This is a genomic window from uncultured Azohydromonas sp. (assembly GCF_937926365.1).
Taxonomy (GTDB): domain Bacteria; phylum Pseudomonadota; class Gammaproteobacteria; order Burkholderiales; family Burkholderiaceae_C; genus Azohydromonas.
Map to the genome: position 1 here is coordinate 13,385 of NZ_CALAOH010000123.1, position 23,068 is coordinate 36,452.

17 protein-coding genes and 1 tRNA gene are annotated in these 23,068 nt (G+C 69.5%); 10 read left to right on the forward strand and 8 right to left on the reverse strand.

Annotated features, from left to right (window positions below; all coding sequences use genetic code 11):
• Nucleotides 1-89: 89 nt before the first annotated feature.
• The 5 genes from Q0741_RS12765 to Q0741_RS12785 all read left to right on the forward strand — a co-directional run bounded on the left by Q0741_RS12765 (nt 90) and on the right by Q0741_RS12785 (nt 11,402).
• The gene (locus Q0741_RS12765; protein WP_298233584.1) at nt 90-2,009 is read left to right on the forward strand and encodes a SurA N-terminal domain-containing protein; all 1,920 of its coding nucleotides are present in this window, start codon (nt 90-92) and stop codon (nt 2,007-2,009) included.
• A 61-nt stretch (nt 2,010-2,070) separates the two neighbouring features.
• Nucleotides 2,071-2,146, forward strand: a tRNA-His gene (locus Q0741_RS12770).
• A 144-nt stretch (nt 2,147-2,290) separates the two neighbouring features.
• Entirely contained in the window at nt 2,291-4,747 is a 2,457-nt protein-coding gene (locus tag Q0741_RS12775) for a DUF1998 domain-containing protein (protein WP_298233585.1), read from the forward strand.
• 5 nt (nt 4,748-4,752) lie between these two features.
• Nucleotides 4,753-7,632, forward strand: a complete 2,880-nt coding sequence (locus tag Q0741_RS12780) for a helicase-related protein (protein WP_298233586.1) — start codon at nt 4,753-4,755, stop codon at nt 7,630-7,632.
• Nucleotides 7,633-7,865: 233 nt separating this feature from the next.
• Nucleotides 7,866-11,402 (forward strand): type IIL restriction-modification enzyme MmeI, encoded by a 3,537-nt coding sequence (locus Q0741_RS12785; RefSeq protein ID WP_298233587.1) that lies wholly within the window; start codon nt 7,866-7,868, stop codon nt 11,400-11,402.
• 48 nt (nt 11,403-11,450) lie between these two features.
• Here Q0741_RS12785 and Q0741_RS12790 read toward each other — a convergent pair whose 3' ends face one another.
• The 8 genes from Q0741_RS12790 to Q0741_RS12825 form a co-directional block, all read right to left on the reverse strand.
• Complete coding sequence (locus tag Q0741_RS12790) at nt 11,451-11,768, reverse strand: alpha/beta fold hydrolase (protein ID WP_298233588.1); 318 nt, start codon at nt 11,766-11,768, stop codon at nt 11,451-11,453.
• 12 nt (nt 11,769-11,780) lie between these two features.
• Nucleotides 11,781-11,963: a hypothetical protein gene (locus Q0741_RS12795; protein WP_298233589.1), complete on the reverse strand. Its 183-nt coding sequence runs from the start codon at nt 11,961-11,963 to the stop codon at nt 11,781-11,783.
• Nucleotides 11,964-12,203: 240 nt separating this feature from the next.
• A complete protein-coding gene (locus Q0741_RS12800; protein ID WP_298233590.1) occupies nt 12,204-13,124 on the reverse strand; it encodes a pirin family protein in 921 nt (306 codons plus the stop codon).
• Nucleotides 13,125-13,154: 30 nt separating this feature from the next.
• Nucleotides 13,155-13,997 (reverse strand): endonuclease/exonuclease/phosphatase family protein, encoded by an 843-nt coding sequence (locus Q0741_RS12805; RefSeq protein ID WP_298233591.1) that lies wholly within the window; start codon nt 13,995-13,997, stop codon nt 13,155-13,157.
• Nucleotides 13,998-14,076: 79 nt separating this feature from the next.
• Nucleotides 14,077-14,355, reverse strand: coding sequence for an XRE family transcriptional regulator (locus tag Q0741_RS12810; RefSeq protein ID WP_298233592.1), 279 nt, complete (start codon nt 14,353-14,355; stop codon nt 14,077-14,079).
• Nucleotides 14,355-14,678: a type II toxin-antitoxin system RelE/ParE family toxin gene (locus Q0741_RS12815; RefSeq protein WP_298233593.1), complete on the reverse strand. Its 324-nt coding sequence runs from the start codon at nt 14,676-14,678 to the stop codon at nt 14,355-14,357. Before Q0741_RS12815 ends, Q0741_RS12810 begins: the two co-directional genes overlap by 1 nt.
• Nucleotides 14,679-14,728: 50 nt before the next feature.
• Complete coding sequence (locus Q0741_RS12820; protein WP_298233594.1) at nt 14,729-15,295, reverse strand: phosphatase PAP2 family protein; 567 nt, start codon at nt 15,293-15,295, stop codon at nt 14,729-14,731.
• Nucleotides 15,296-15,413: 118 nt separating this feature from the next.
• Nucleotides 15,414-16,427 carry an AraC family transcriptional regulator gene (locus Q0741_RS12825; RefSeq protein ID WP_298233595.1) on the reverse strand — a complete coding sequence of 338 codons (1,014 nt, stop codon included), beginning with the start codon at nt 16,425-16,427 and terminating at the stop codon, nt 15,414-15,416.
• A 104-nt stretch (nt 16,428-16,531) separates the two neighbouring features.
• On the opposite strand from Q0741_RS12825, the gene Q0741_RS12830 reads away from it, so the two are divergent.
• Genes Q0741_RS12830 through Q0741_RS12850 form a run of 5 tightly spaced genes read left to right on the forward strand, consistent with a single transcriptional unit; the run spans nt 16,532 to nt 23,014 of the window.
• Nucleotides 16,532-17,707, forward strand: a complete 1,176-nt coding sequence (locus tag Q0741_RS12830) for an isovaleryl-CoA dehydrogenase (protein WP_298233596.1) — start codon at nt 16,532-16,534, stop codon at nt 17,705-17,707.
• On the forward strand, nt 17,707-19,314 hold the full coding sequence (locus tag Q0741_RS12835; RefSeq protein WP_298233597.1) for a carboxyl transferase domain-containing protein: 1,608 nt from the start codon (nt 17,707-17,709) through the stop codon (nt 19,312-19,314). Before Q0741_RS12830 ends, Q0741_RS12835 begins: the two co-directional genes overlap by 1 nt.
• Nucleotides 19,315-19,321: 7 nt before the next feature.
• Nucleotides 19,322-20,113 (forward strand): enoyl-CoA hydratase/isomerase family protein, encoded by a 792-nt coding sequence (locus tag Q0741_RS12840; protein ID WP_298233598.1) that lies wholly within the window; start codon nt 19,322-19,324, stop codon nt 20,111-20,113.
• A gap of 1 nt (nt 20,114) precedes the next feature.
• Nucleotides 20,115-22,121 carry an acetyl/propionyl/methylcrotonyl-CoA carboxylase subunit alpha gene (locus tag Q0741_RS12845; protein WP_298233599.1) on the forward strand — a complete coding sequence of 669 codons (2,007 nt, stop codon included), beginning with the start codon at nt 20,115-20,117 and terminating at the stop codon, nt 22,119-22,121.
• Complete coding sequence (locus Q0741_RS12850) at nt 22,118-23,014, forward strand: hydroxymethylglutaryl-CoA lyase (protein ID WP_298233600.1); 897 nt, start codon at nt 22,118-22,120, stop codon at nt 23,012-23,014. Before Q0741_RS12845 ends, Q0741_RS12850 begins: the two co-directional genes overlap by 4 nt.
• Nucleotides 23,015-23,068 lie beyond the last annotated feature (54 nt).

Genomic DNA, 23,068 nt, shown 5'->3' on the forward strand with positions numbered 1-23,068 from the left:
GCTTCAAAGGCGAACCGAGGTTCGCCTTTGTTGCATCCGGGCCAGGCTTTTTTCCGTGTCCCAGCCTCAGGACCCTGGTCGAGGAACCCATGTTCGATTTCGTTCGCACCCACACCCGGCTGCTGCAGTTCCTGCTGGTGCTGCTGATCTTTCCTTCCTTCGTGTTCTTCGGTGTGCAGGGCTACAGCAGCTTCACCGAGGGCGGCAACGCCACGGTGGCGGAAGTCGATGGCCATGCCATCAAGCAGCAGCAGTGGGACATGGCGCACCAGCAGCAGGCCGAGCAGCTGCGCCGCCAGATGCCCAACGTGGACCCCAAGCTGCTGGATTCGCCGCAGTTCAAGCGCGAGACGCTGGACCAGCTCGTGCGCGAGCGCGTGCTGATGTCCGCGGCCGAGAAGCAGCACCTGGCGATCAATGACGACCGGCTGCAGCGTCTCTTCGTCAACGACCCGCAGTACGCCTTCCTGCGCAAGCCCGATGGGAGCATCAACAACGAGATGCTGGCCGCGCAGGGCATGAGCTCCGCGGAGTTCGCCGAGCGCCTGCGCCGAGACCTGACGCTGCGCCAGGTGATGGAAGGCGTCACGCAATCGACGCCGGACACGCCCGCGGCGCGCCAGCTCTCCTTCAACGCGCTGCTGCAGCAACGTCAGGTGCAGCTGCAACGATTCAGCGCCGCCGACTACACCGCGCGCGTGAACCCCGGCGACGCCGAGCTCAAGGCCTATTACGACGGCCACCAGGCGCAGTTCAAGGCGCCCGAACAGGCCGTGATCGAGTACGTGGTGCTGGGCGTGGACGCGCTGCAGCAGGACGTGAGCGTGAGCGAGGAAGAGCTGCGCAAGTACTACGACGAGAACGCCGCGCGCTACACCAGCGCCGAGCAGCGCCGCGCCAGCCACATCCTCATCGCCTCCGACAAGGACCAGCCTGCCGCCGAGCGCACCAAGGCCAAGGCCAAGGCCGAGGCGCTGCTGGCCGAGCTGCGCAAGAACCCGGCGAGCTTTGCCGAGGTGGCGAAGAAGGAGTCGCAGGACCCGGGCTCCGCGCAGCGCGGCGGCGATCTCGACTTCTTCGCCCGCGGCGCCATGGTCAAGCCCTTCGAGGACGCGGCCTTCGCCATGAAGCCCGGCGAGATCAGCAACGTGGTCGAGAGCGATTTTGGTTACCACATCATCCGGCTCGACGCCGTGCGCGGCGGCGAGAAGAGGCCGTATGAAGCGGTGCGTGCGGAGATCGAGGCCGAGGTGAAGAAGCAGCTGGCGCAGCGCCGCTACACCGAGGCCGCCGAGCAGTTCACCAACACGGTGTACGAGCAATCGGACTCGTTGCAGCCCGTCATCGACAAGCTCAAGCTCAAGAAGCAGACCGCCACCGTGCAGCGCACGCCCGCGCCCGGCGCCAGCGGCGCGCTGGCCTCGCCCAAGCTGCTGGAGGCCGTGTTCTCCAACGACGTGCTGCGCAACAAGCGCAATACCGAGGCCGTGGAGGTCGGCGCGAACCAGCTGGTCTCCGCGCGCGTGGTGGAGTACCGGCCCGAGCGCGTGCGTCCGTTCGAGGAGGTGCAGCTGCAGGTGCGCGAGCGCGTGGTGAACGAGCAGGCGCTGGCGCTGGCGCGCAAGGACGGCCAGGCGCGCCTGGCGCAGCTGCAGCAGGGCAGCGATGCCGCTGCGGCTTCGCTGCCGGCGGCCGTGACGGTGTCGCGTGCCGAGCGCGGCGATCTCGCGCCCGCGGCGCTGGATGCTGTGCTGCGCGCCGATGCCTCCAAGCTGCCGACGCTGGTGGGCGTGGACGTGCCGCAGGGCTACGTGATCGCGCGGCTGCTCAAGGTCGAGGCGCCCAAGGCCGACTCGCCGCAACTCGTGGCGCTGCAGGGCCAGTACGCGCAGGCCTGGGCCGCGGCCGAAGGCCGTGCCTATTACGAGGCGTTGAAGAAGCGCTTCGACGTGAAGATCAAGGTCCCGGCGGTGGCCACGGTGTCGGCCGAGGACACGGCGTCGAAATAATTCGCGCAAAGGCCTTGCAAAGCTTGGAAAGTTCGTACTACAATCTATTTCTTCAACGACGGTGGCTGTAGCTCAGTTGGTAGAGTCCCAGATTGTGATTCTGGTCGTCGTGGGTTCGAGTCCCATCAGCCACCCCACCGAATACCGGCAGTGATGCCGCAAACAAAGCCTCCCTCGCGGAGGCTTTGTTGTTTTTGCCCTCGGGCATGCCCTGATCGCGGCTGTCTGGTCTGTGAAATAAAAAGTCACAAATACGGACCTGCAGAGGAGGGGAACCCAAGATGGACGTCCTGCTGGCGCATCAGCGGGCGGTCGAGGACGACTCGAAGTACATCCGCAGTTCCTTTCACGGCCTCGATCCCCACCTGCGTTCCGTTCTCGAAGCCACGCTCGCCTGCCAGCCACCGGACGGCTCATCCGCCGGCCCGCGCGCGCTGATCGTCTGCCCGACACGAGCGTCGATCGATGAGCGGCTCGAAGCGCTGGACCGCTGCGCACGCAACCGGTTCGACCCCGCGGGCAGCGCCTTTCCCATCAGCTTCTCTGCCTGCGCAAGCCAGGAGCCGCAAGCCACACACGACCGCCTGGGCCAGCATGCACCGGTGCTGCTGCTGACCGATGCCGCATCGCTGGACCGGTGGCTCATGGGCTGGAGCGGCCCCGAACTGCGCGACAGCCTGCGCGTCGTGGCGTTCGAGGCCAAGGGTCAAGGCCGGGTGCAGGCCGTGGAGCTGGCACTGCTCATCAGCCGGCTCCAGGTGCAGTGCGAGCACGCCCTGGTCCGCATCGGCAACGTCCCCTCGGCGGCGCCGGTTCCGCCGGAACTGTTGCAGGCGCACCTGTACGCGCTGGCGGTCGCGGAAATGGACTTGCCCGAGTGGTCGCGTCGTGAGCACGGCCGGCCCGCGCTCAGCGCCTTCGTGAACGAGGCACCCGCCTCGCTGCCGCTGCGCGCCGCCTTGCGTGCCGCGCTGCAACCCAGGCCCCGGGTGCGGGCACGCCTCCAGGCCGCCTTCGTCCACACCCTCCGCGAGCTGCAGTCCCCACTGCACGCCTATACCGATGCGCGCACCGAGGCCTGGATCGAGCACGCGCTCGACACCCTGCCAGGCCGTCTCGACCAGGCGTTGGGCCGCTGGCGTGTTCTCTACCGTGCCGCCCGTGCCACGCTGGAGTGGGCAACGTACAAGATTCAAAGTGATCTACTACCCTCACGCAGTGGGGCCTACCGTTGCCAGCAACGCCGACAGGAAGAGGGAGCACATCAGCTTCAGCTGCTGCGCAACGCATGCGACGCCGCCGGGGCATGGCCGGAATTCCATCCCGCACGCTTCCTCGCCGCCGAAGGCCTGTTGCCCGGCCACGGCGAGGCACGGCATCCGTTGCGCGTGTTCCTGTCCGCGGCACGGGGACCTGGCGAGTTCATTTCCCGCCCGCACCCCGACGCACTGCGCGAGTTGGGGCCGCGGGCGCTTCTTCATCACGGGGGGCGACGCTATCGGGTCACCGGAACCGTGCCGCGAGACGCTGCCGCCGCGCTCACCGAGGCCAAGCTGTGCCGCTCGTCCGGCTGTCTGCTGCTGGGCGATCAGCGCCGGCGCGAGCTCTGTCCCGTCTCCGGTGCAAACCTTTCGGATCCCGGCGCCAGCGAGTACCTGCACGACCTGCTGGAGGCGCCTGATGCCTACGCCGAGGAAGTGGAGGGACACGCCCCGGCGGACGAGCCCGGCACGGCTGGCTTCGATGTCGACACCTGCTTCAGCATCGATGAAGGCAGCAGGGACTTGGTGCAGGAGGCTTGGTTGAGGAGCGGCAGCGAGACGCTGCTGGCGCTGAAGTTCATCCCTGGCGCGCGCCTGGTGCGCCTCAACCGCAGGTGGCATGGCTGCGAGGACGAAGGTTTCATGCTCGACCTGCACAGTGGAGCCTGGTGCGGGTTGCAGCCTCAGGCGTCGCTCACGGGCCCGCGGCGCCGCGTCAGGCTCTGGACCTCGTACCGCACCGATGCGCTCCTGCTCCAACCCACGGCTCTCCTTGGCTTGAAGCGTGGGCACGTCGCCGCGTTCCAGCATGCGCTGCTGCATGGCGTCGCGCGGTGCCTGCAACTCGATCCGGGCGAGCTGGGCATGGTGTGCTTGGGGCAGGGTGAGGTCCCCAGCATCCTGCTGCACGAGGTGGACGGAGGCGGTGCGGCGCTGCTGTCGCGCCTGATGGACGAAGAATTCCTGCGGGCCGTGATGAGCGAGGCACGGGCACCGTGCCGCGTTGACAAGGCGGACTGCGCGGCATCGGGCCGTCCCGCTGGTGGCGCGGGCGACGGCGGATGGGAACTCAACGACGTACTGGACCGGCTGGGCCACTGCGCGCTGGATTTGAAGGCTCCTACCGCGGAAGAAGGCTACGAGGCCCGCTACCTGCGGCTGCTGCAGCAGCTCGACCCGGCGTCCGCCGCCAGCCGCCGCTTTCTCGACCACCTCCACGGCTGCCGCCTGCGCCTGCCCGACGCGGTACGACGGCGCGTGCCGGGCCTGTACCTGCAGCCGGATTTCCACTTCGAGCCCCGCACGTGGGTCTTCTGCGACGGCGCGTCGCCTGGAGACCTGGCCGCGCAGGAAGAAGCCTGGGCCCAGCATGAAACCCTGCTGGCGCGCGGCGATGAAGTGTGGGTTTGGCATGCCGCGGAGGACCTGGCCGCGAAGGTGGCACAGCGACCGGACCTCTTCAGCCCTCAGCGGTGAGTGCCGTGACGTACCCGCCCGGCAGGCTCGTGGCCCTGCGCGGGCGCGACTGGGTCGTACAGCCTTGCGCCGACCCCGAATTGCTGTTGCTCAAGCCCCTGGGCGGCTCCGAGGACGAGATCACCGGCCTGTACCTGCCGCTGGGCGGCGAGCGGCCGCGGGACGCGCGCTTCGAGCCGCCCACGGCCGAGGACCTGGGCGACTTCGCCACCGCGCGGCTGCTGCACGATGCCGCGCGGCTGGCGCTGCGCAACGGCGCCGGCCCGTTCCGCAGCCTCGCGAAACTGTCGTTCCGCCCGCGCTCGTACCAGATGGTGCCGTTGGTCATGGCACTGCGGCAGGACACGGTGCGGCTGCTCATCGCCGATGACGTGGGCGTGGGCAAGACGGTGGAGTCGCTGCTGGTGGTGCGCGAGCTGCTGGAGCGCCGGCGCATCCAGCGCTTCGCGGTGCTGTGCCTGCCGCACCTGTGCGAACAGTGGCAGGCCGAGATCCGGGCCAAGCTCGACATCGAGGCCGTGGTGATCCGCAGCAGCACGCAGGCGCGGCTGGACCGCCAGATTCACGGTGACGCCAGCGTCTACGACCACTATCCGTTCCAGGTCATCAGCATCGACTTCATCAAGTCCGATGCGCGCCGCGACGTGTTCATCGAGCAGTGCCCGGCGTTGATTGTCGTGGACGAGGCCCACGCCTGCGCGCGCCCCTCCGGCGCCGCCGCGGCGCAGCAGCAGCGCTACCACCTGGTCAGCCGCATCGCCGCCAAGTCGCGGCACCTGCTGCTGCTCACGGCCACGCCGCACAGCGGCAAGGCCGAGGAGTTCCAGTCGCTGCTGGGCCTGCTCAAGCCCGGTTTCGAGATGGTGGACCTGCCCACCGCCACCCAGGCGCAGCGGCGCGAGCTGGCCCGCCATTTCGTGCAGCGCAAGCGCGCCGATGTGGAGAAGTGGCTCGGCGAGGACACGCCTTTTCCCCAGCGCGATGCCTTCGAACTCAGCTATGAGCTCTCGCCGGAGTACCTGAAGCTGTTCCAGGCGCTGCTTCACTTCTCGCGCCACCTCATCGCGCCGGCTCCGGGCCAGAGGCAGAAGAAAGCGCATGACTGGGCCGCGCTCGGCCTGCTGCGCGGCGTCATGTCGAGCCCGGCGGCCGGCGTCGAGATGCTGCACACGCGGCTGGCGGGGCTCGGCCGGCTCGCAGCCGAGGAGCAGGGCGACCCCGCGGCGGCCGTGGACGTGGCCGAGGACGACCTGTTCTTCAACCCCGTGGCGGATACCGAGTTCGGCCCCGAGGGCGACCACGCGCCGGTGCGGGTGGTGGAGCGCAGCCACTGGTCCGAGCCCCAGCGCCGCCAGTTGCGCGAGTTCGCCTCGGCGCTGCAAGCCCTGGCCGGCCCGGCGCAGGACCGGAAACTCCTCGCCATGGCGCGCCAGCTCACGGCCTGGCTCCAGGAAGCGCCGCCCCAGTGCCCGGTGGTGTTCTGCCGCTACGTCGAGACGGCCAAGTACGTGGGCGAGTACCTGGCGCCGCTGCTGCGCAAGGAGCTCGGCCGGCTGGACTTGCAGGTGATCACCAGCGAGCTGCCCGACGAGCTGCGCCGCCAGCGCATCGAGGCCATGGGCGGCACCAGGCTGCGCGTGCTGGTGGCCACCGACTGCCTCAGCGAAGGCATCAACCTGCAGGAGCACTTCACCGCGGTGCTGCACTACGACCTGCCGTGGAACCCCAACCGGCTGGAGCAGCGCGAGGGCCGCGTGGACCGCTTCGGCCAGACCGCGCCCGTGGTGAAGGCCTGCCTGCTCTACGGCGCCGACAACCCCATCGACGGCGTCGTGCTGGACGTGCTGCTGCGCAAGGTCAAGGAGATCAAGCGCGCCACGGGCATCAACGTGCCGTTTCCCGAGGACTCGCGGTGCGTCATCGACACCATCGCCCAGGCGCTGTTGCTGGACCCCGGGCGCGGCATCAGCACCCGGCAGGGCGCGCAGGGGCTGCTGTTCGATTTCGGCGACTTCGAGGAAGCCGCCACCGCCAGGGACAGCGTCACGCGCAGCCTCGACGACGCCGCGCAGCGCGAAACGGCCTCGCGCGGCCTCTTTGCCCAGCACGCCCTCAAGGCCCAGGACATCGAGGCCGACCTGCGCGAGGCGGACGAGGCCATCGGCGACCCGCACGCCGTCGAGCACTTCGTCACCCGCGCGCTGCCGGACCTCTTCGGCGTGCAGGTCATCCCACAGGGGCCGGGCTGGCGCATCGTCACCGACAACCTGGCGCCCGCGCTGCGCGAGGCACTGCCCGGCGCGGCCACCGCCCGGGCCGTGGCGGTGAGCTTCCAGTCGCCCACGCCCGCGGGCTTCAGCTATCTGGGCCGCAACCACGCCTTCGTCGAGCAGTTGTGCCAGGTGGTGATGGCCAACACCCTCCACCGCCAGGGTCCGCGCGCCGCGCGCGCGGCCGTGATCCGCACCCACGCCGTGGCGACCAAGACCACGCTGCTGCTGTTCCGCTGCCGCAACCTCATCGAGCAGTCGCGCGGGCAGCACCAGATCGTGGCCGAGGAGATGCTGCTGTGGGGCTGGCGCGGCCCGGCGTCGCGGCGCGAGTTGCTGGACCACGCCGCGGCCAAGGCGCTGCTGGCGCAGGCCCGCGCCGCGTCCGATCTCTCGCCCCAGGCCCGTGCCGCCTTCCTCGCCAACGAGCTGAAGAACCTGGAGCGGCTGGACGCCGCCTTCGTCGAGCTGGCCGAGGGCCAGGCGCGGCGGCTGGCCGAGGCGCACGAGCGCTTCAGCGCGCTGATGGACCAGCAGCGCTTCCAGGTCGTCCGCCCCGTGCTGCCCATGGACCTGCTGGGCGTCTACGTGCTGCTGCCGGAGGCGCCGCCATGATGTTTCCCGCCCTTCGCATCGAAGGGGCGATCCTCTCGCCCGACATCCTGGACCGGCTGGAGGACCACGCCGGCCAGCGTCCGGCCGACTTCGGCTTGGAAGGCAGCGCCCGGGTCAAGGACGAGATCGCACGTGCCTGGGCCGACGCGCAGGAGCTCTGGCGCCTGTTCCGGCGCAAGCTCGCCTCGCTGCCGCCGGACCACCCCGCCACCAGCGAGACGCGCCAGCAGTGGGTGCTGCCGCTGCTGGGGCTGCTGGCCTACCAGCTCGAATTCCAGGCCCGGCACACCGAGCTCAACGGCAAGCTCTATCCGCTGTCGCACCGCGTGGTGAACCGCGGCGGCACCGTGGTGCAGGTGCTGGGCTGGCGCGACCCGGCCGGGCTGGACCGCAAGGCCGAGCCGCGCGCCGGCGCGCCGCGCATGTCGGCGCATGCCATGGTCCAGGAATACCTGAACCTGGCCGACGAGCTCTATGGCCTGGTGACCAACGGCCGCGTGCTGCGCCTGCTGCGCGACAGCTCGCGGCTGATCAAGCTGAGCTATCTGGAGTTCGACCTCGAACGCATCTTCGGCGACGGCCTGTTCGCGGACTTCGCGCTGCTGTACCGGCTGCTGCACGCCAGCCGCCTGCCGGCGCGGCGCGAGGAGGCGGCGCAGTGCTGGCTGGAGCGCTACCACCTGGATTCGCTGGACGCGGGCTCACGCATCCGCGCCGGCCTGTCCCAGGCGGTGGAGCAGGCCTTGAAAGGCCTGGCCAACGGTTTCATCCAGCACCCGGCCAACGCCGCGCTTCGCGAGCGGCTGCGCGGCGGTGCGCTGGGCGCCGATGCCCTCTACCAGCAGTTGCTGCGGCTGATCTACCGGCTGCTGTTCCTGATGGTGATCGAGGAGCGCGGCCTGGTCTTCCCTCCCGGCGTGGAGGCGCAGCGGCGCGAGATCTACGAGCGCTACTACAGCCTGCAGCGCCTGCGCCGCCTGAGCGAGAAGCGTCACCTGGCCGACCGCCGCCATGCGGACCTGTGGCCGTCGCTGCTGTCCACCTTCGAGCTCTTCGAGGCCGGCGGGCCGGGTGCCAAGCTGGGGCTGGCGCCGCTGGCCGGCGAGCTGTTCGGCCGTGGCGCCATCGCCAACCTGGCCGGCTGCGCGCTGGGCAACGACGCGCTGTTGGGGGCCCTGCGCGCGCTGAACCTGTACGCGCACCCGGACAGCGGACAGCTCATCCGCGTCAACTACGGCGCGCTCAACGTGGAGGAGTTCGGCGCCGTCTACGAGGGCTTGCTGGAATACGAGCCGGCGATCCTGTGGGAGGGCGAGCAGGCCGCCTTCGATTTCAGGCGCGGCGACGAGCGCGCCAACACCGGTTCGCACTACACGCCGGACGAGTTGGTCCAGCCGCTGTTGAAACACTCGCTGGACCACCTGATCGCCGAACGGCTGAAGGCGCCGGACCCGGTTGCCGCGCTGCTGGACCTGCGCGTGGCCGACGTGGCCTGCGGCTCAGGGCACATCCTGCTGGCGGCGGCGCGGCGCATCGCCACGGAGTTGGCGATCCATGAAACGAGGGAGGACCAGCCCTCGCCCTCGGCCTTCCGTGCCGCGCTGCGCCGGGTGATCTGCAACTGCATCTATGGCGTGGACCTGAATCCGCTGGCGGTGGAGCTGTGCAAGGTGGCGCTGTGGCTGGAGGCGCACGTGCCGGGCGAGCCGCTGAGCTTCCTGGACCACCACGTCAAGTGCGGCAATGCGATCGTGGGCAGCGGGCGGCGGGAGGACATCGGCCGGCGCGGGGTGCCGGACGAGGCTTTCAAAACCCTGCCGGGTGACGACAAGGAAACGGCTGCAGCACTGCGAAAACGCAACAAGGCCGAACGGGCGGGGCAGGGCTCCTTGGGCTTCGACCCCGAGGGCGAGCGCCGCATGGTGGCCGAGCTGGAGGGCTGGCGGGCGCTGGACGCCATGCCAGACCACACGCCGGAACAGGTGGAGGCCAAGAGAATGCGCTTCATCGAGCTGTCGCACTCGCCGCAAGCGCAGCTGATGAAGCAGCTGGCCTCGCTGCCGATCGCGCAGTTCTACGTGCCCAAGCGCGCGGGCCGGCTCGACCTGCATGTCACCGAGGAGGCTTTCCGCCACTACTGGCAGGGCTCGCGCCGGCCGGAAGGCGTGGCGGTGGAGGAGGCGCTGGCCGTGGCCGAGAGGAAACGCTTCTTCCACTGGTTCTTGGAATTCCCGGAGGTGATGGCGCGGGGCGGGTTCGATTGCGTGGTGGGGAATCCACCGTATTTGGGTGGGCAGGATTTGAGCGGCACGTATGGGTACCCGTTCTGCAATTACGTCAAATGGGAATATGTGCCGGCCGGGTTGAGCGACTTGGTGGTGTATTTCGTCCGACGCATCTTTGGCTTGTTGCGCCAGGATGGGTTCATGGCGCTGCTGGCCACGAACTCCATCAAGGATGGTGACGTGCGCAAGGATGGGCTGGAGCAAGTCATTCGCCTTGGTGGATGCATCAATTTGGCGGTGCGAGGCGTTAAATGGCCTGGGCGTGCAAATATGGTTGTTTCAATGCTTGCGGTCTGCAATGGCGAGGCCGTTGTTCCAAGAGTGCTCGATGGACAACCTGTTTGTCAAATTAATGCTTTTCTTGAAGAAGGTGAAAAAGAAGAGCAGCCCTCGAACTTGCTTTTCAATGCAGAACAATTATTTCAGGGTAGCATTTTCTTGGGCGATGGGTTTGTGCTTGGCGACAAAGAGGTGCAGGCGTTTGTTGATGCAGACAAGAGAAATGTTGACGTCATCTTTCCATTGCTGAACGGTCAGGAGCTCAACAACGAACCTCTGCAACAATCGGAGCGAAAGATAATTAATTTTTTCGATTGGTCGGCTGAGGCCGCAGCCCGGTACAAGGAACCGTTTCAGCGCATTGAGCAGCTTGTACGTCCAATGCGTGCCAAGAATAATCGGGTGGCGTATCGTGAAAAATGGTGGCTTTACGGTGAACCACGGCCCAAGTTGATGTCGAAGCTATCAGGGCTTGACAACTGTTTTCTCGTGGCTGCCAACACGAAATATTTGAATTTTTCCAGAGTGCAAACGGGTGTAGTTTTCACGCATACAATTTTTGTGCTCACCACCGACCGCTGGGACCTCTACGCCGTCGTCCAGTCCACCCTGCATGAAATCTGGGCCCGCAAATACAGCGGCACCCTGAAGCAGGATCTGCGCTACTCGCCTTCCAAGTGCTTTGAAACCTTTCCCTTTCCTTCGAAGCTCTGGGACGCTTCAAGCGCCGAGCTGGCCGCCATCGGCGAGCGTTACCACGAACACCGCCGCCGCCTGATGCGCGAGCTGTGGCTGGGCCTGACGGATGTTTATAACCTGTTCCATGCCAAGGCCCTGACGCCGGCGCTGGTCGAGAAAATCAGCAGGAAACCGGCGGACATTGCGCAAGCCGGTTATGAAAACCTGCTGGAGCTGCGCCGCCTGCACCTTGCCCTGGACGCCGCCGTGCGCGACGCCTACGGCTGGCAGGACCTGGATTTGAGCCACGATTTCGTCGAGGTGGAAACGCTGCCGGAAAACGACCGCGTGCGCTTCACCATCAGCCCCGCGGCGCGGCGGGAATTGCTGCGGCGGCTTCTGGTGCTGAACCACGAGCGGGCGGAAGCCGAGAAACGTTCCCCAGCACCTAAAACCAAACCAGGCCACAAGAAATCGAGAGAAGGCCAGGCGGACTGCCAGAGCACAACGCTCTTTGGGGAATACTGAGCCGACTCAGTGTCGCGGCGGTATGGTTCCTCCTGGCCGCTCTGGGTGTCAGCGCAGGGAAATCTCCTCCTCCGAAGCCTTCAGCACCAACCGAATGGCATCGATGACCGCCTCGGGCGCCGAGTGGCCGACCAGCACGTAGGGCGGCCTTAAACCTTTGCTCTTCAGCAGCGCGCGCAATTCCTCCACGATGTGCTCGCCGTCGCGCGGCGTGGTGGCCGGATCGCTGTCGCCATAGCCGGGGCGGTTGTAGGCGAAGGCGGTAGTGTTCTTCGATATCTCAGGGAAAACCTTGTCCCAGTTACCCAGCTTCGCCCCCAGGCCGTTTTCGAACACTACCACCTGCGGCCCGTTGCGCACCAGCACATATTCGGTTTGTCACTCCTCCACCTTTTCCGTCACCGTACCGGGCAGGGTGGCGCAGCCCGAAACCAGGCTGGACAAGGCCAGGGCGGCACCGGCCAGCAAATGCCCGGTGGCGCGCCATGAAGATGGCCGAGCCGAATCGACCGAGTGCGTGCGCTGGGGCTGCTGCAAGCTTGAAGTCTTGATTGAAATCATGGCGGTTTTGTTTGCAGGGGCTCAGGTCACGCCTTTGTCTAGGTCCGCTTGCCCGGACTTCGGGTGCTGAGCCTGCCGGTTGATGGGGCGGCCCTTGAGGACACCGTAGTTCTTGAGCGGCATGGGACCTCCGTTGCATGGTTGCGGAAGCATCCGGCGGCCTGGGCCGCCGGCGTGCAACCTTCGCGCGGGGGCCGGGCGGCGAAAGGGACCTTCGTCACCCGCGGCCCGGCGTGCCGCTCAGGGATAGCTCACCGGCGGCGTCGGCCGGCTCTGCGGCAGCGGGATGAACTCCGTCTCCTGCGGCACCGCCGGGAAGCGCCCGGTGGCCCAGTCGGCCTTGGCCTGCTCGATGCGCTCGCGTGAGCTGGAAACGAAGTTCCACCACACGTAGCGCGGCGCGTCCATCGCCGGCCCGCCCAGCAGCACCAGGCGCACCGGCTCTTCCAGCGCGCGCAGCACCACCGGTTCGCCCGTCCTGAACACCAGCAGCTGCCGCGGCCCGTGTCCCTGCGTCGCGTCCTCGGCGTTGACTGACACCTGGCCCTCGATCACGTAGGCGGCGCGCTCCTCGTGCAGCGGCGGCAGCGGCAGCTGCGCGCCGGGTGCCAGCCGCACCTCCACGTAGAACATCTCCGACAGCGTGCGCACGGGCGAGTGCGCGCCCTCGAAGTCGCCCAGGATCACGCGCAGGCTGCAGCCCCCGGCCTCCAGTTGCGGCAGCTCCCCGGCGCCGTGGTGCACGAAGGACGGTTCAACTTCCTCGTGCGCCTTGGGCAGCGCCACCCACAGCTGGATCCCGGCCAGCGGACTGCGGCCGTCGCGCCGCTCGGCCGGCGTGCGCTCGGAGTGCACGATGCCGCGTCCGGCCGTCATCCAGTTCAGCTCGCCGGGGCGGATGGGCTGCACCACGCCCAGGCTGTCGCGGTGCAGGATCTCGCCCTCCAGCAGGTACGTCACCGTGGCCAGGCCGATGTGCGGGTGCGGACGCACGTCCAGCCCGCGTCCGGCCTCGAAGCTCACCGGCCCCATCTCGTCGAAGAACACGAAGGGTCCCACCATGCGCCGCTCGGCCGAGGGCAGCGCGCGGCGTACCGTGAAGCCGTCCCCCAGTTCCGAGCTGCGGGGAATGACGATGGTCTCCAGTGCGTCCATGGACATGGCGGTCTCCCGGGGTGGTTGGTCAAGCGGTCAATCGAGTTCCAGCAGCAGCGGCTGGTGGTCGGAGGCGCTCGTGCGCGCGTCCACGCGCAGCGCGCGCAGGCGCGGCGCGAGGTCGGCGCTGGCGAACACGAAATCGCAGCAGTAGGGCGGCTCCGGCGCCGGCCCCTCGTGCGGCGCGAAGGTCGGCGGGTGCGGCTCCTGTGGATGCAGCAGCGCCCAGGCATCGAGCCAGGCCGGCGTGGCGTCGGGGAAGGGTGCCAGCATCCGGCGGTACTCCTCCGAGCCGGGCTTGAAGTTCATGTCTCCCGCCAGCAGCGCGGCGCCGCCACGCGGCAGCACCAGGAACGGGCCTTCCTGCGCCGCCGGCGGCTGCCGCGCATGCGCCGCGGCCTCCTGCTGCAGCTCGCGCAGCCGCTGCACCTGCGCCAGGCGCTGAGACTGGGCGTAGTAGGCGAGGTGCGTGGTCATCACCCGCAGCGGCCCGAAGGGCGCGCGCAGCGTGGCCTCGATAACCAGCCGCGGCATGCTGGGCACGCCCGGGGCGGCCGGCCTGGGCAGCTGGTGGCGCAGCACCTGCAGCACCGGCAGCCGCGACAGCAGCAGGTTGCCGAAGCGCCGGCGCGAGCCCGCCGGGCCGGGCACGTCCACCGCCACGCCCTCGACGGCGGTGAAGCCCGGCAGCGCCAGGGCCAGGGCGCGGAACTGGTTGCCGGCCGCGCCGCCGGGAAGCCGGGGCCAGCCATCGGCCACCTCCTGCAGGCACAGCACGTCGAAGTCGGCCAGCGCGCGGGCGTCGGCCACGATGCGCTCCAGGTCCACGCGGCCGTCGGTGCCGCGGCCCCACTGGATGTTCCAGGTGATCAGCTTCACGGGTCGGCTCCTCCAGAGCTGAGGGCGGCGCCAGCAGATGGGGTGCCCGCCACGCGGGTCGACGTGTGGTGCGCGAGCGTCAGGCGGGCTGCAACTCGATGTGCACTTCACGGCCGCAGGCGGCGGCCATGTTCACCAGTGCATCCAGCGAGAAGCGGCTGATGCGGCCTCGCAGCAGGTCATTCATGCGCGGCTGCGTCACGCCGCAGCGCCGCGCGGCTTCGGCCTGCGTCCAGCCCTCGCTGGCCACCAGCGCCGACAAGGCCCGCGCCAGCTCGGCCCGCACCCGCAGGTTCGCCGCTTCCTCGGGCGTGTCGGCCAATGCGTCGAACACGTTGCTGAAGGTCTGCACTTCCATCATCGGCTCCTCATCAAGTCCCGGTAGCGCCGGGCCGCCAGCTCGATCTCCGCCTTGGGAGTGGCCTGCGTCTTCTTCTGGAAGGCATGCAGGACATAGACCGCCTCGGGCAGCCGCGCCAGGTAGATCACGCGGAAAGTGCCTTGCTCGCACCACACCCGCAGTTCCTCGACGCCGGCCCCGGCCGCCGGTATCGGCTTGAAGTCGTCCGGCTGTTTGCCACGCTGTACCAAGTCGAGCTGATAGCCCGTGTCCTGCCGCGCATCGCTCGGAAACTCGCGCACCGCCTTCAGGGAGTCACCGAGGAAGGTGATGGGCTTCATGAGCAGTCACTATATCCGTTTTGATATAGGTGCCGCCAGAGTTCCGCCCCTCACCACCGCGCCGACACCTCCACCCCCGCGCCGTGCGGCCCGATCAGCGGCAGCACCGTCACGCGCCGCTCCTGCTTCGGGTCCACCAGCCACCAGGTCGCCGCCGCCGAGAGCGCGGCGCCGCCGAGAACGTCGCGCCAGCGGTGCTCATCGGCGTGCACGCGGGTCCAGCCGACGTAGCCGGCGGCCAGGTACATCGGCCACGCGGCCTCGATGCCGTGGCGCCGGTGCACGTAGGCCGCGGCCGAGAAGGCACGCGCGGCGTGGCCGGAGGGGAAGGCATCGTCGTCCTTGCCGTTGGGCCGGTCCACGCCGGTCGTGCGCTTGAGCACCTCCGTGGCGCCCAGGGTCACCACGAAGGCCTTGCCGAACTGCAGCGCGCCTTCGCGGTCGCCCTGGTAGAGCTCGTAGCCGGCCACGCCGGCGGGCAGCGCCCAGCTCAGCGCGGTGCCGGCGCGCTCATGGCCGTCGGCCCGGACCGGGGTGGAGAAGGACAAGGAAAGGGCGGCGCCCAGGCCCAGCAGGGCCAGGCCGCGGCGGCAGGAATCGACCATCGGGATATTCATGGCCGGCATGATGCGGGGGCCGGAATGAAGGCCGGGTTAAGAACGGCGCTTCGGCGGTACCCGGGCTTGGCGAAAGGCGGAAGTTGTCGTCGGGACGCAACGCCGGGTGCCGCTGCGCTCACCCTGCTCCCTGTGTCGCCCGCTGCCGCAGCGCCGCCGGCGATTCCCCCGTCCAGCCCTTGAAGGCGCGGGTAAAGCTCTTTTCGTTGTCGAAGCCCGCCGCCAGCGCGATCTGCTTGACGGGGCGGTTGCTGCGCAGCAGCAGCTCCACGGCAATGTCGCGCCGTACCGCGTCCTTCAGCGCCTGCAGCGAGGTGGCTTCCTCCTGCAGCTGGCGGTGCAGGCTGCGCGTGGACAGGAACAGCGATCGCGCCACCTCGTCCGCGTTCGCCCCGGGCTGCTGGCGCAGCCGCTCGCGCACGCGCTGCGCCAGCAGCCGGTCGCGCCGGTACTGGCGCACCGTCAGCGGCAGCGCGCGCTTGAGCATGCCGTTGAGCGCCGCCTCGTCGCGGCGCAGCGGCAGCCCCAGGTAGCGCGCATCGAAGCTGAAGCCCGCCTGGCCGGCCTCGAAGCGCACCGGCCCGGGGAACATGTGGGCGTAGGCGTCGGCATGCGCCGGGGCGGGGAAGGGAAACGTCGCCTCCAGCAGCGGGATGCGCGAGTCCACCGCCCAGCAGGCGTAGCCGTGCACGTAGCGCAGCAATGTCACCAGGCAGAACTCGCGCAGTTCGCCCAGCGCGCGGTGCTCGGTGATGGACAGGTGGGCCGCGTCCTCTCTCACCTCCAGTCCCAGCAGCACGTCCTCCGTCAGCAGCCGGTGGTGCCGGCACCAGCGCTTGAGCGCCAGCCCCAGCGTCGCGGCGCCGGTGCTGGCGCGGCACAGCATCCCGTAGCTGCCCCAGGGCAGGCGGCGCCCGAACCAGCCCAGCGCCTCGTCGTCCAGCGCCTGCATCGCGGCGGCGGAGACGGTTTCCATCTGCAGCGCCGTGATGCGCCCCAACGGATCGCACAGCTCCGCTGGCGTGATTTGTGCCGCCGCCAGCGTCGGCGCCGGGTCCATCCCCCGGCGCTCGAAGGCCAGGACGATGCACCGGACGAAGGCCATGGGGGTGACGGCGGGGGGCGTGCTCATGATCACCTGCAAGTTTGGCAGCTTTTGCAACCCAGCTGGCCGCCGCCGTGCCGCGCGCGGGCCTACGCTCGCCCTCGGCACCAGCGCACCAAAGGAGACAAGCCATGACCCAGCTTCCCGGCCTGAACTTCGGCCTCGGCGAAACCATCGACATGCTGCGCGACACGGTCGCGAACTTCGCCTCCAAGGAGATCGCTCCCCGCGCCGCGGCCATCGACCGCGACAACCTCTTCCCCGCCGACCTGTGGAAGAAGCTCGGCGACCTGGGCCTGCACGGCATGACGGTGAGCGAGGAGTACGGCGGCACGAACCTGGGCTACCTCGCCCACATCGTGGCGATGGAGGAGGTCTCGCGCGCCTCGGCCTCGGTGGGCCTGTCCTACGGCGCGCACTCCAACCTCGCGGTCAACCAGCTGCACCGCAACGGCACCGCCGCGCAGAAGGACCGCTACCTGCCCAAGCTGGTCAGCGGCGAGCACGTCGGCGCGCTGGCCATGAGCGAGCCCGGCGCCGGCTCGGACGTGGTGAGCATGAAGCTGCGCGCCGAGAAGAAGGGCGACCGCTTCGTGCTCAACGGCTCGAAGATGTGGATCACCAACGGCGGCGACGCCGACACCCTCGTCGTCTACGCCAAGACCGACCCCGAGGCCGGCCCCAAGGGCATCACCGCCTTCATCCTGGAAAAGGGCTTCAAGGGCCTGTCCTTCGGCGAGAAGCTCGACAAGCTGGGCATGCGCGGCTCCAACACCTTCCCGGTGTTCTTCGACGACTGCGAGGTGCCCGAGGAGAACGTGCTGGGCGGCGTGGGCAACGGCGTGAAAGTGCTGATGAGCGGGCTGGACTACGAGCGCGCCGTGCTCTCCGGCGGCCCGCTGGGCATCATGGCCGCGTGCATGGACGCGGTGATTCCCTACGTGCACGACCGCAAGCAGTTCGGCCAGAGCATCGGGGAGTTCCAGCTCATGCAGGGCAAGCTGGCCGACATGTACACCACGCACCAGGCCTGCCGCGCCTACGTCTACGCCGTGGGCCGCGCCTGCGACTCCGCCGACCACGCGCGCACGCTGCGCAAGGACGCCGCCGGCGCGATCCTGTACTCGGCCGAGAAGGCGACCTGGATGGCGGGCGAGGCGATCCAGACGCTGGGCGGCGTGGGCTACACCAAGGAGTTCCCGGTGGAGCGGCTGTGGCGCGACGCCAAGCTCTACGAAATCGGCGCGGGCACCAGCGAGATCCGCCGCATGCTCATCGGCCGAGAGCTGTTCGCGGAGACCCTGTGATGCAGGCGCTGGACAGCCGCATCGACCCACGCTCCGAGGAGTTCAAGGCCAACGCCGCCGCGATGCGCGCGCTGGTGGAGGACCTGCGCGAGCAGGCCGCCCGGGCCGCCCAGGGTGGCGGCGAGGCGGCGCGGGCCAAGCACACGGCGCGAGGAAAACTGCTGCCGCGCGACCGCGTCGATCAGCTGCTGGACCCGGGCAGCCCCTTCCTGGAAATCGGCCAGCTCGCCGCGCATGGCATGTACGACGGCGACGCGCCCAGCGCGGGCGTGATCGCGGGCATCGGGCGTGTCCAAGGGGTGGAGTGCATGGTCGTCGCCAACGATGCGACGGTGAAGGGCGGCACCTACTACCCGATGACCGTCAAGAAGCATTTAAGGGCGCAGGAGATCGCACAAGTAAATCGGCTGCCGTGCATCTACCTGGTGGACTCGGGCGGCGCCTTCCTGCCCAAGCAGGACGAGGTGTTCCCGGACCGCGACCACTTCGGCCGCATCTTCTTCAACCAGGCCAACATGTCGGCGCAGGGCATCGCGCAGATCGCGGTGGTGATGGGCTCGTGCACGGCCGGCGGCGCCTACGTGCCGGCGATGAGCGACGAAACCGTGATCGTGCGCAACCAGGGCACGATCTTCCTGGGCGGCCCGCCGCTGGTGAAGGCCGCCACCGGCGAGGTGGTCAGCGCCGAGGACCTGGGCGGCGGCGACGTGCACACGCGCATCTCCGGCGTGGCGGACCACCTGGCGGAGAACGACGGCCACGCCCTGTACCTGGCGCGGCGCATCGTGGCGCGGCTCAACCACCGCAAGCCCAACACGGTGGCGCTGCAGAACGCCGAGCCGCCGCGCTTCGACCCGGAGGAGCTGTACGGGATCATTCCGCGCGACACGAGGAAACCCTACGACGTGCGCGAGGTCATCGCGCGCGTGGTGGACGGCTCGCGTTTCGACGAGTTCAAGGCGCGCTACGGCAGCACGCTGGTGACGGGTTTCGCGTCGCTGCACGGCATGCCGGTGGGCATCGTGGCCAACAACGGCATCCTGTTCGGCGAGTCGGCGCAGAAGGGCGCGCACTTCATCGAGCTGTGCTCGCAGCGCGGCATCCCGCTGCTGTTCCTGCAGAACATCACCGGCTTCATGGTGGGCCGCAAGTACGAGAACGGCGGCATCGCCAAGGACGGCGCCAAGATGGTGACGGCCGTGGCGACGGCGCAGGTGCCCAAGATCACCGCGATCATCGGCGGCTCCTTCGGCGCCGGTAACTACGGCATGTGCGGCCGGGCCTACTCGCCGCGCTTCCTGTGGATGTGGCCGAACTCGCGCATCAGCGTGATGGGCGGCGAGCAGGCCGCCAGCGTGCTGGCCACGGTGCGGCGCGACGGCATCGAGGCCAAGGGCCAGAGCTGGAGCGCCGAGGCCGAGGAGGCGTTCAAGGCGCCGATCCGCCAGCAGTACGAGGACCAGGGCCATCCGTACTACGCCACGGCGCGGCTGTGGGACGACGGCGTGATCGACCCGGCGCAGACGCGCCGCGTGCTGGCGCTGTCGCTGTCCGCGGCGCTGAATGCGCCTATCGAGCCGACCCGATTCGGCGTGTTCCGCATGTGAGGCCGTGATGAGCACTCAACCCTTGAAGATCGAACGTGCCGGCGGCGTCGTCCGCGTGGTGATGAGCCGGCCCGAGGTGCACAACGCCTTCGACGAGGCGCTGATCGCGGTGCTGACCGAGGCCTTCCGGGCCCTCGACGCCGACGAGTCCGTGCGCGTGATCGTGCTGGCCGGCGAAGGCAAGAGCTTTTCCGCCGGCGCGGACCTGAACTGGATGCAGCGCCAGAGCGCCGCGCCGCTGGAAGCCAACCTGGAGGACGCGCGCAAGCTCGCCGAGCTGTTCCGCACCATCGCCACCTGCGGCAAGCCGACCATCGCGCGCGTGCACGGCGCGGCGCTGGGCGGCGGCATGGGGTTGGCCTCGGCCTGCGACATCTGCGTCGCCTCCACGGCGGCGTCTTTCGCTACGTCCGAAGTGAAGTTCGGGATCATTCCCTCGGCCATCAGCCTCTACGTGATCCGCGCCATCGGGCAGCGCCAGGCCGCGCGCTACTTCCAGACGGCGGAGCGCATCACGGCGCAGCGCGCCTGGGAGCTGGGGCTGGTGCACGAGCTGGCCGCGGCCGATGCGCTGGACGCGGCGGTGGACCAGGTGGTGCAGGCGTTGCTGGCCGGCGGGCCCAAGGCCCAGGCGGCCGCCAAGGAGCTGATCCGCGCCGTGGCCGACCGGCCCATCGACGCGGCCGTGATCGAGGACACGGCACGGCGCATCGCGACGCTGCGGGCCACGCCGGAGGCGAAGGAGGGTTTAGCGGCCTTCCTGGAGAAGCGGCCGGCGGGGTGGGTGGGAGGGCAGTGAGATGTTCAAGAAAATCCTGATCGCCAACCGTGGCGAGATCGCGTGCCGCGTGATCCGCACGGCGCGGCGCATGGGCATCGCCACGGTGGCGGTGTATTCCGAGGCCGACGCCAACGCGCGCCACGTGCGCCTGGCCGATGAGGCCGTGCTGATCGGCCCGGCCGCGGCGCGCGAGTCCTACCTGCGCGGCGACCGCATCCTGGAGGCCGCGCGCGCCACCGGCGCCGAGGCCATCCATCCCGGCTACGGCTTCCTGTCCGAGAACGAGGAGTTCGCCGAGGCCTGCGAGGCCGCGGACGTCGCCTTCATCGGCCCGCCCGCGTCCGCCATCCGCGCCATGGGCAGCAAGTCCGCCGCCAAGGCGCTGATGCAGAAGGCCGGCGTGCCGCTCACGCCCGGCTACCACGGCGACAACCAGGACCCCGCCTTCCTGGCGACGCAGGCGCAAGCCATCGGCTACCCGGTGCTCATCAAGGCCAGCGCTGGCGGCGGGGGCAAGGGCATGCGCCGCGTGGACCGCGCCGAGGACTTCGAGGCTGCGCTCGCCTCCTGCCAGCGCGAGGCGACCAACGCCTTCGGCGACGCGCACGTGCTGGTCGAGAAGTACGTGCTGCAGCCGCGGCACATCGAGATCCAGGTCTTCGCCGACCGGCACGGCCGCTGCGTGTACCTGTTCGAGCGCGACTGCTCGGTGCAGCGCCGCCACCAGAAGGTGCTGGAAGAGGCGCCCGCGCCGGGCATGACGGCCGAGCGCCGCGCCGCCATGGGCCAGGCAGCCGTGGAAGCGGCCAAGGCCGTGGGCTACGTGGGCGCGGGCACGGTGGAGTTCATCGCCCAGGGCGACGGCTCCTTCTGGTTCATGGAGATGAACACGCGGCTGCAGGTCGAGCACCCGGTGACGGAAATGATCACGGGGCTGGACCTGGTGGAGTGGCAGCTGCGCGTGGCCGCCGGCGAGCCGCTGCCACTGGCGCAGGAGCAGCTCTCCATCGACGGCCACGCGCTGGAGGCGCGCATCTACGCCGAGGACCCGGACAAGGGTTTCCTGCCCTCCACGGGCCGGCTGCTGCACCTGTCGCCGCCCACCGAGAGCGAGCACGTGCGCATCGACAGCGGCGTGGAGCAGGGCGACGAGATCACGCCGCACTACGACCCGATGATCGCCAAGCTCATCGTCTGGGGCGCCGACCGCACGCAGGCCCTGTCGCGCATGCGGCAGGCGCTGGCGCAGTTCCGCGTGGTGGGCGTGCAGAACAACGTGGAGTTCCTGGCGCGGCTGGTGGCGCTGCCGGCCTTCGCGCAGGGGCGCTTCGACACCGGGCTGATCGAGCGCGAGCAGGAAGCGCTGTTCCCGCCCGGGCGCGAGGTGCCCGAGAGCGTGTGGCTGATCGCCGCGCTGGCCGAGCTGCAGCGCGAGCTGCGGCAGGCACAGAAGGCGGCCGAGCGCAGTGCCGCGGCCGATTCGCCCTGGGCCGCGCTGGACGGCTGGCGCCTCAACGGCCGCGCGCAGCGGCGGCTGCAATTGCGGCTGGGCGAGCAGCTGCAGGCGGTGGCGGTGGAGGTGCTGCCGCGCAATGCCTGGCGCATCGGGCTGGAGGGCGGCCCCGCGGTGGAAGCGCGCGCCACGCCCGGCGCCGATGGCGCGCTGCTGGTGCAGCTGGGCGAGCGGCGGCTGCACGCGGCGGTGATCGCGGCCGGCGAGCGGCGCCACGTCTTCTTCGAGGGCCGCAGCTGGCCGCTGAGCCTGGTGGACAGCCTGCACGTGGGCGGCGGCGGCGACGAGGCCGAGGGCGGCTTGCGCGCGCCCATGCCGGGCAAGGTGATCGCGTGGCTGGCGCAGCCCGGCGCCACGGTCGAGAAGGGCGCGCCGCTGCTGGTGCTGGAGGCGATGAAGATGGAGCACACCATCACCGCGCCGCGGCAGGGCGTGGTCAAGGCGTTCCGGTACGCGCCGGGCGAGCAGGTCGCCGACGGGGCGGAGCTGGTGGAATTCGGAGAGCAGTCATGAGCGACAACCGTGTGCGCATCGTCGAGGTCGGCCCGCGTGACGGGCTGCAGAACGAGAAGTTGCCCGTCCCCACGGACGTGAAGCTGGAGCTGATCGCGCGGCTGGCCGACGCGGGGCTGCGCGACATCGAGGCCACGGCCTTCGTCTCGCCGAAGTGGGTGCCGCAGATGGCGGACCACGCCGATCTCATGCGCCGCCTGCCGCGCCGCCCGGGCGTGAACTACCCGGTGCTGGTGCCCAACCTCAAGGGTTTGGAGGCGGCGGTGGAGTCCGGCGCGACCGAGGTGGCGGTGTTCGCGGCGGCGTCCGAGAGCTTTTCGCAGAAGAACATCAACTGCTCGATCGCCGAATCGCTGATCCGCTTCGAGCCGGTGATGGAGGCCGCGCGCGCCGCGGGCGTGAAGGTGCGCGGCTACGTCTCCTGCGTGGTGGCCTGTCCCTACGAGGGGCCGGTGGCGCCGTTGCGGGTGGCGGAGGTGGCGGCGCGGCTGCACGGCATGGGCTGCTACGAGGTGTCGCTGGGCGACACCATCGGCACCGGCACCCCGGCCAGCGTCACGGCAATGCTGGAGGCGGTGGCCGCGCGCGTGCCGGTGGCGCAGCTCGCCGGCCACTACCACGACACCTGGGGCATGGCCGTGGCCAACGTGGCGGCCTCGTATGCGCTGGGCCTGCGCGTCTTCGACGCCTCGGTTTCCGGCCTGGGCGGCTGCCCCTACGCCAAGGGCGCCTCGGGCAACGTCGCGACGGAGGACGTGGTGTACCTGCTGCAAGGCCTGGGTGCCGACACCGGCGTGGACCTGCAGCAACTGGCGCAGACCTCGGTCTGGATCAGCGGCGTGCTGGGGCGCGAGCCGGGCTCGAAGGTGACGCGGGCGCTGCGGGCGGCCTGAGGCCGCTTCAAGCGAGGCATCGAGGGGCAGCCGCGGCCCCCGCCGGGAGGCACG

What these genes read in the sequence shown, in the direction of transcription:
- Q0741_RS12765 (WP_298233584.1), top strand. Translation starts at nt 90, where the DNA reads ATGTTCGATTTCGTTCGCACCCACACCCGGCTGCTGCAGTTCCTGCTG.
- Q0741_RS12775 (WP_298233585.1), top strand. Translation starts at nt 2,291, where the DNA reads ATGGACGTCCTGCTGGCGCATCAGCGGGCGGTCGAGGACGACTCGAAG.
- Q0741_RS12795 (WP_298233589.1), bottom strand. Translation starts at nt 11,963, where the DNA reads ATGATTTCAATCAAGACTTCAAGCTTGCAGCAGCCCCAGCGCACGCAC.
- Q0741_RS12800 (WP_298233590.1), bottom strand. Translation starts at nt 13,124, where the DNA reads ATGTCCATGGACGCACTGGAGACCATCGTCATTCCCCGCAGCTCGGAA.
- Q0741_RS12810 (WP_298233592.1), bottom strand. Translation starts at nt 14,355, where the DNA reads ATGGAAGTGCAGACCTTCAGCAACGTGTTCGACGCATTGGCCGACACG.
- Q0741_RS12815 (WP_298233593.1), bottom strand. Translation starts at nt 14,678, where the DNA reads ATGAAGCCCATCACCTTCCTCGGTGACTCCCTGAAGGCGGTGCGCGAG.
- Q0741_RS12820 (WP_298233594.1), bottom strand. Translation starts at nt 15,295, where the DNA reads ATGAATATCCCGATGGTCGATTCCTGCCGCCGCGGCCTGGCCCTGCTG.
- Q0741_RS12825 (WP_298233595.1), bottom strand. Translation starts at nt 16,427, where the DNA reads ATGAGCACGCCCCCCGCCGTCACCCCCATGGCCTTCGTCCGGTGCATC.
- Q0741_RS12830 (WP_298233596.1), top strand. Translation starts at nt 16,532, where the DNA reads ATGACCCAGCTTCCCGGCCTGAACTTCGGCCTCGGCGAAACCATCGAC.
- Q0741_RS12835 (WP_298233597.1), top strand. Translation starts at nt 17,707, where the DNA reads ATGCAGGCGCTGGACAGCCGCATCGACCCACGCTCCGAGGAGTTCAAG.
- Q0741_RS12840 (WP_298233598.1), top strand. Translation starts at nt 19,322, where the DNA reads ATGAGCACTCAACCCTTGAAGATCGAACGTGCCGGCGGCGTCGTCCGC.
- Q0741_RS12845 (WP_298233599.1), top strand. Translation starts at nt 20,115, where the DNA reads ATGTTCAAGAAAATCCTGATCGCCAACCGTGGCGAGATCGCGTGCCGC.
- Q0741_RS12850 (WP_298233600.1), top strand. Translation starts at nt 22,118, where the DNA reads ATGAGCGACAACCGTGTGCGCATCGTCGAGGTCGGCCCGCGTGACGGG.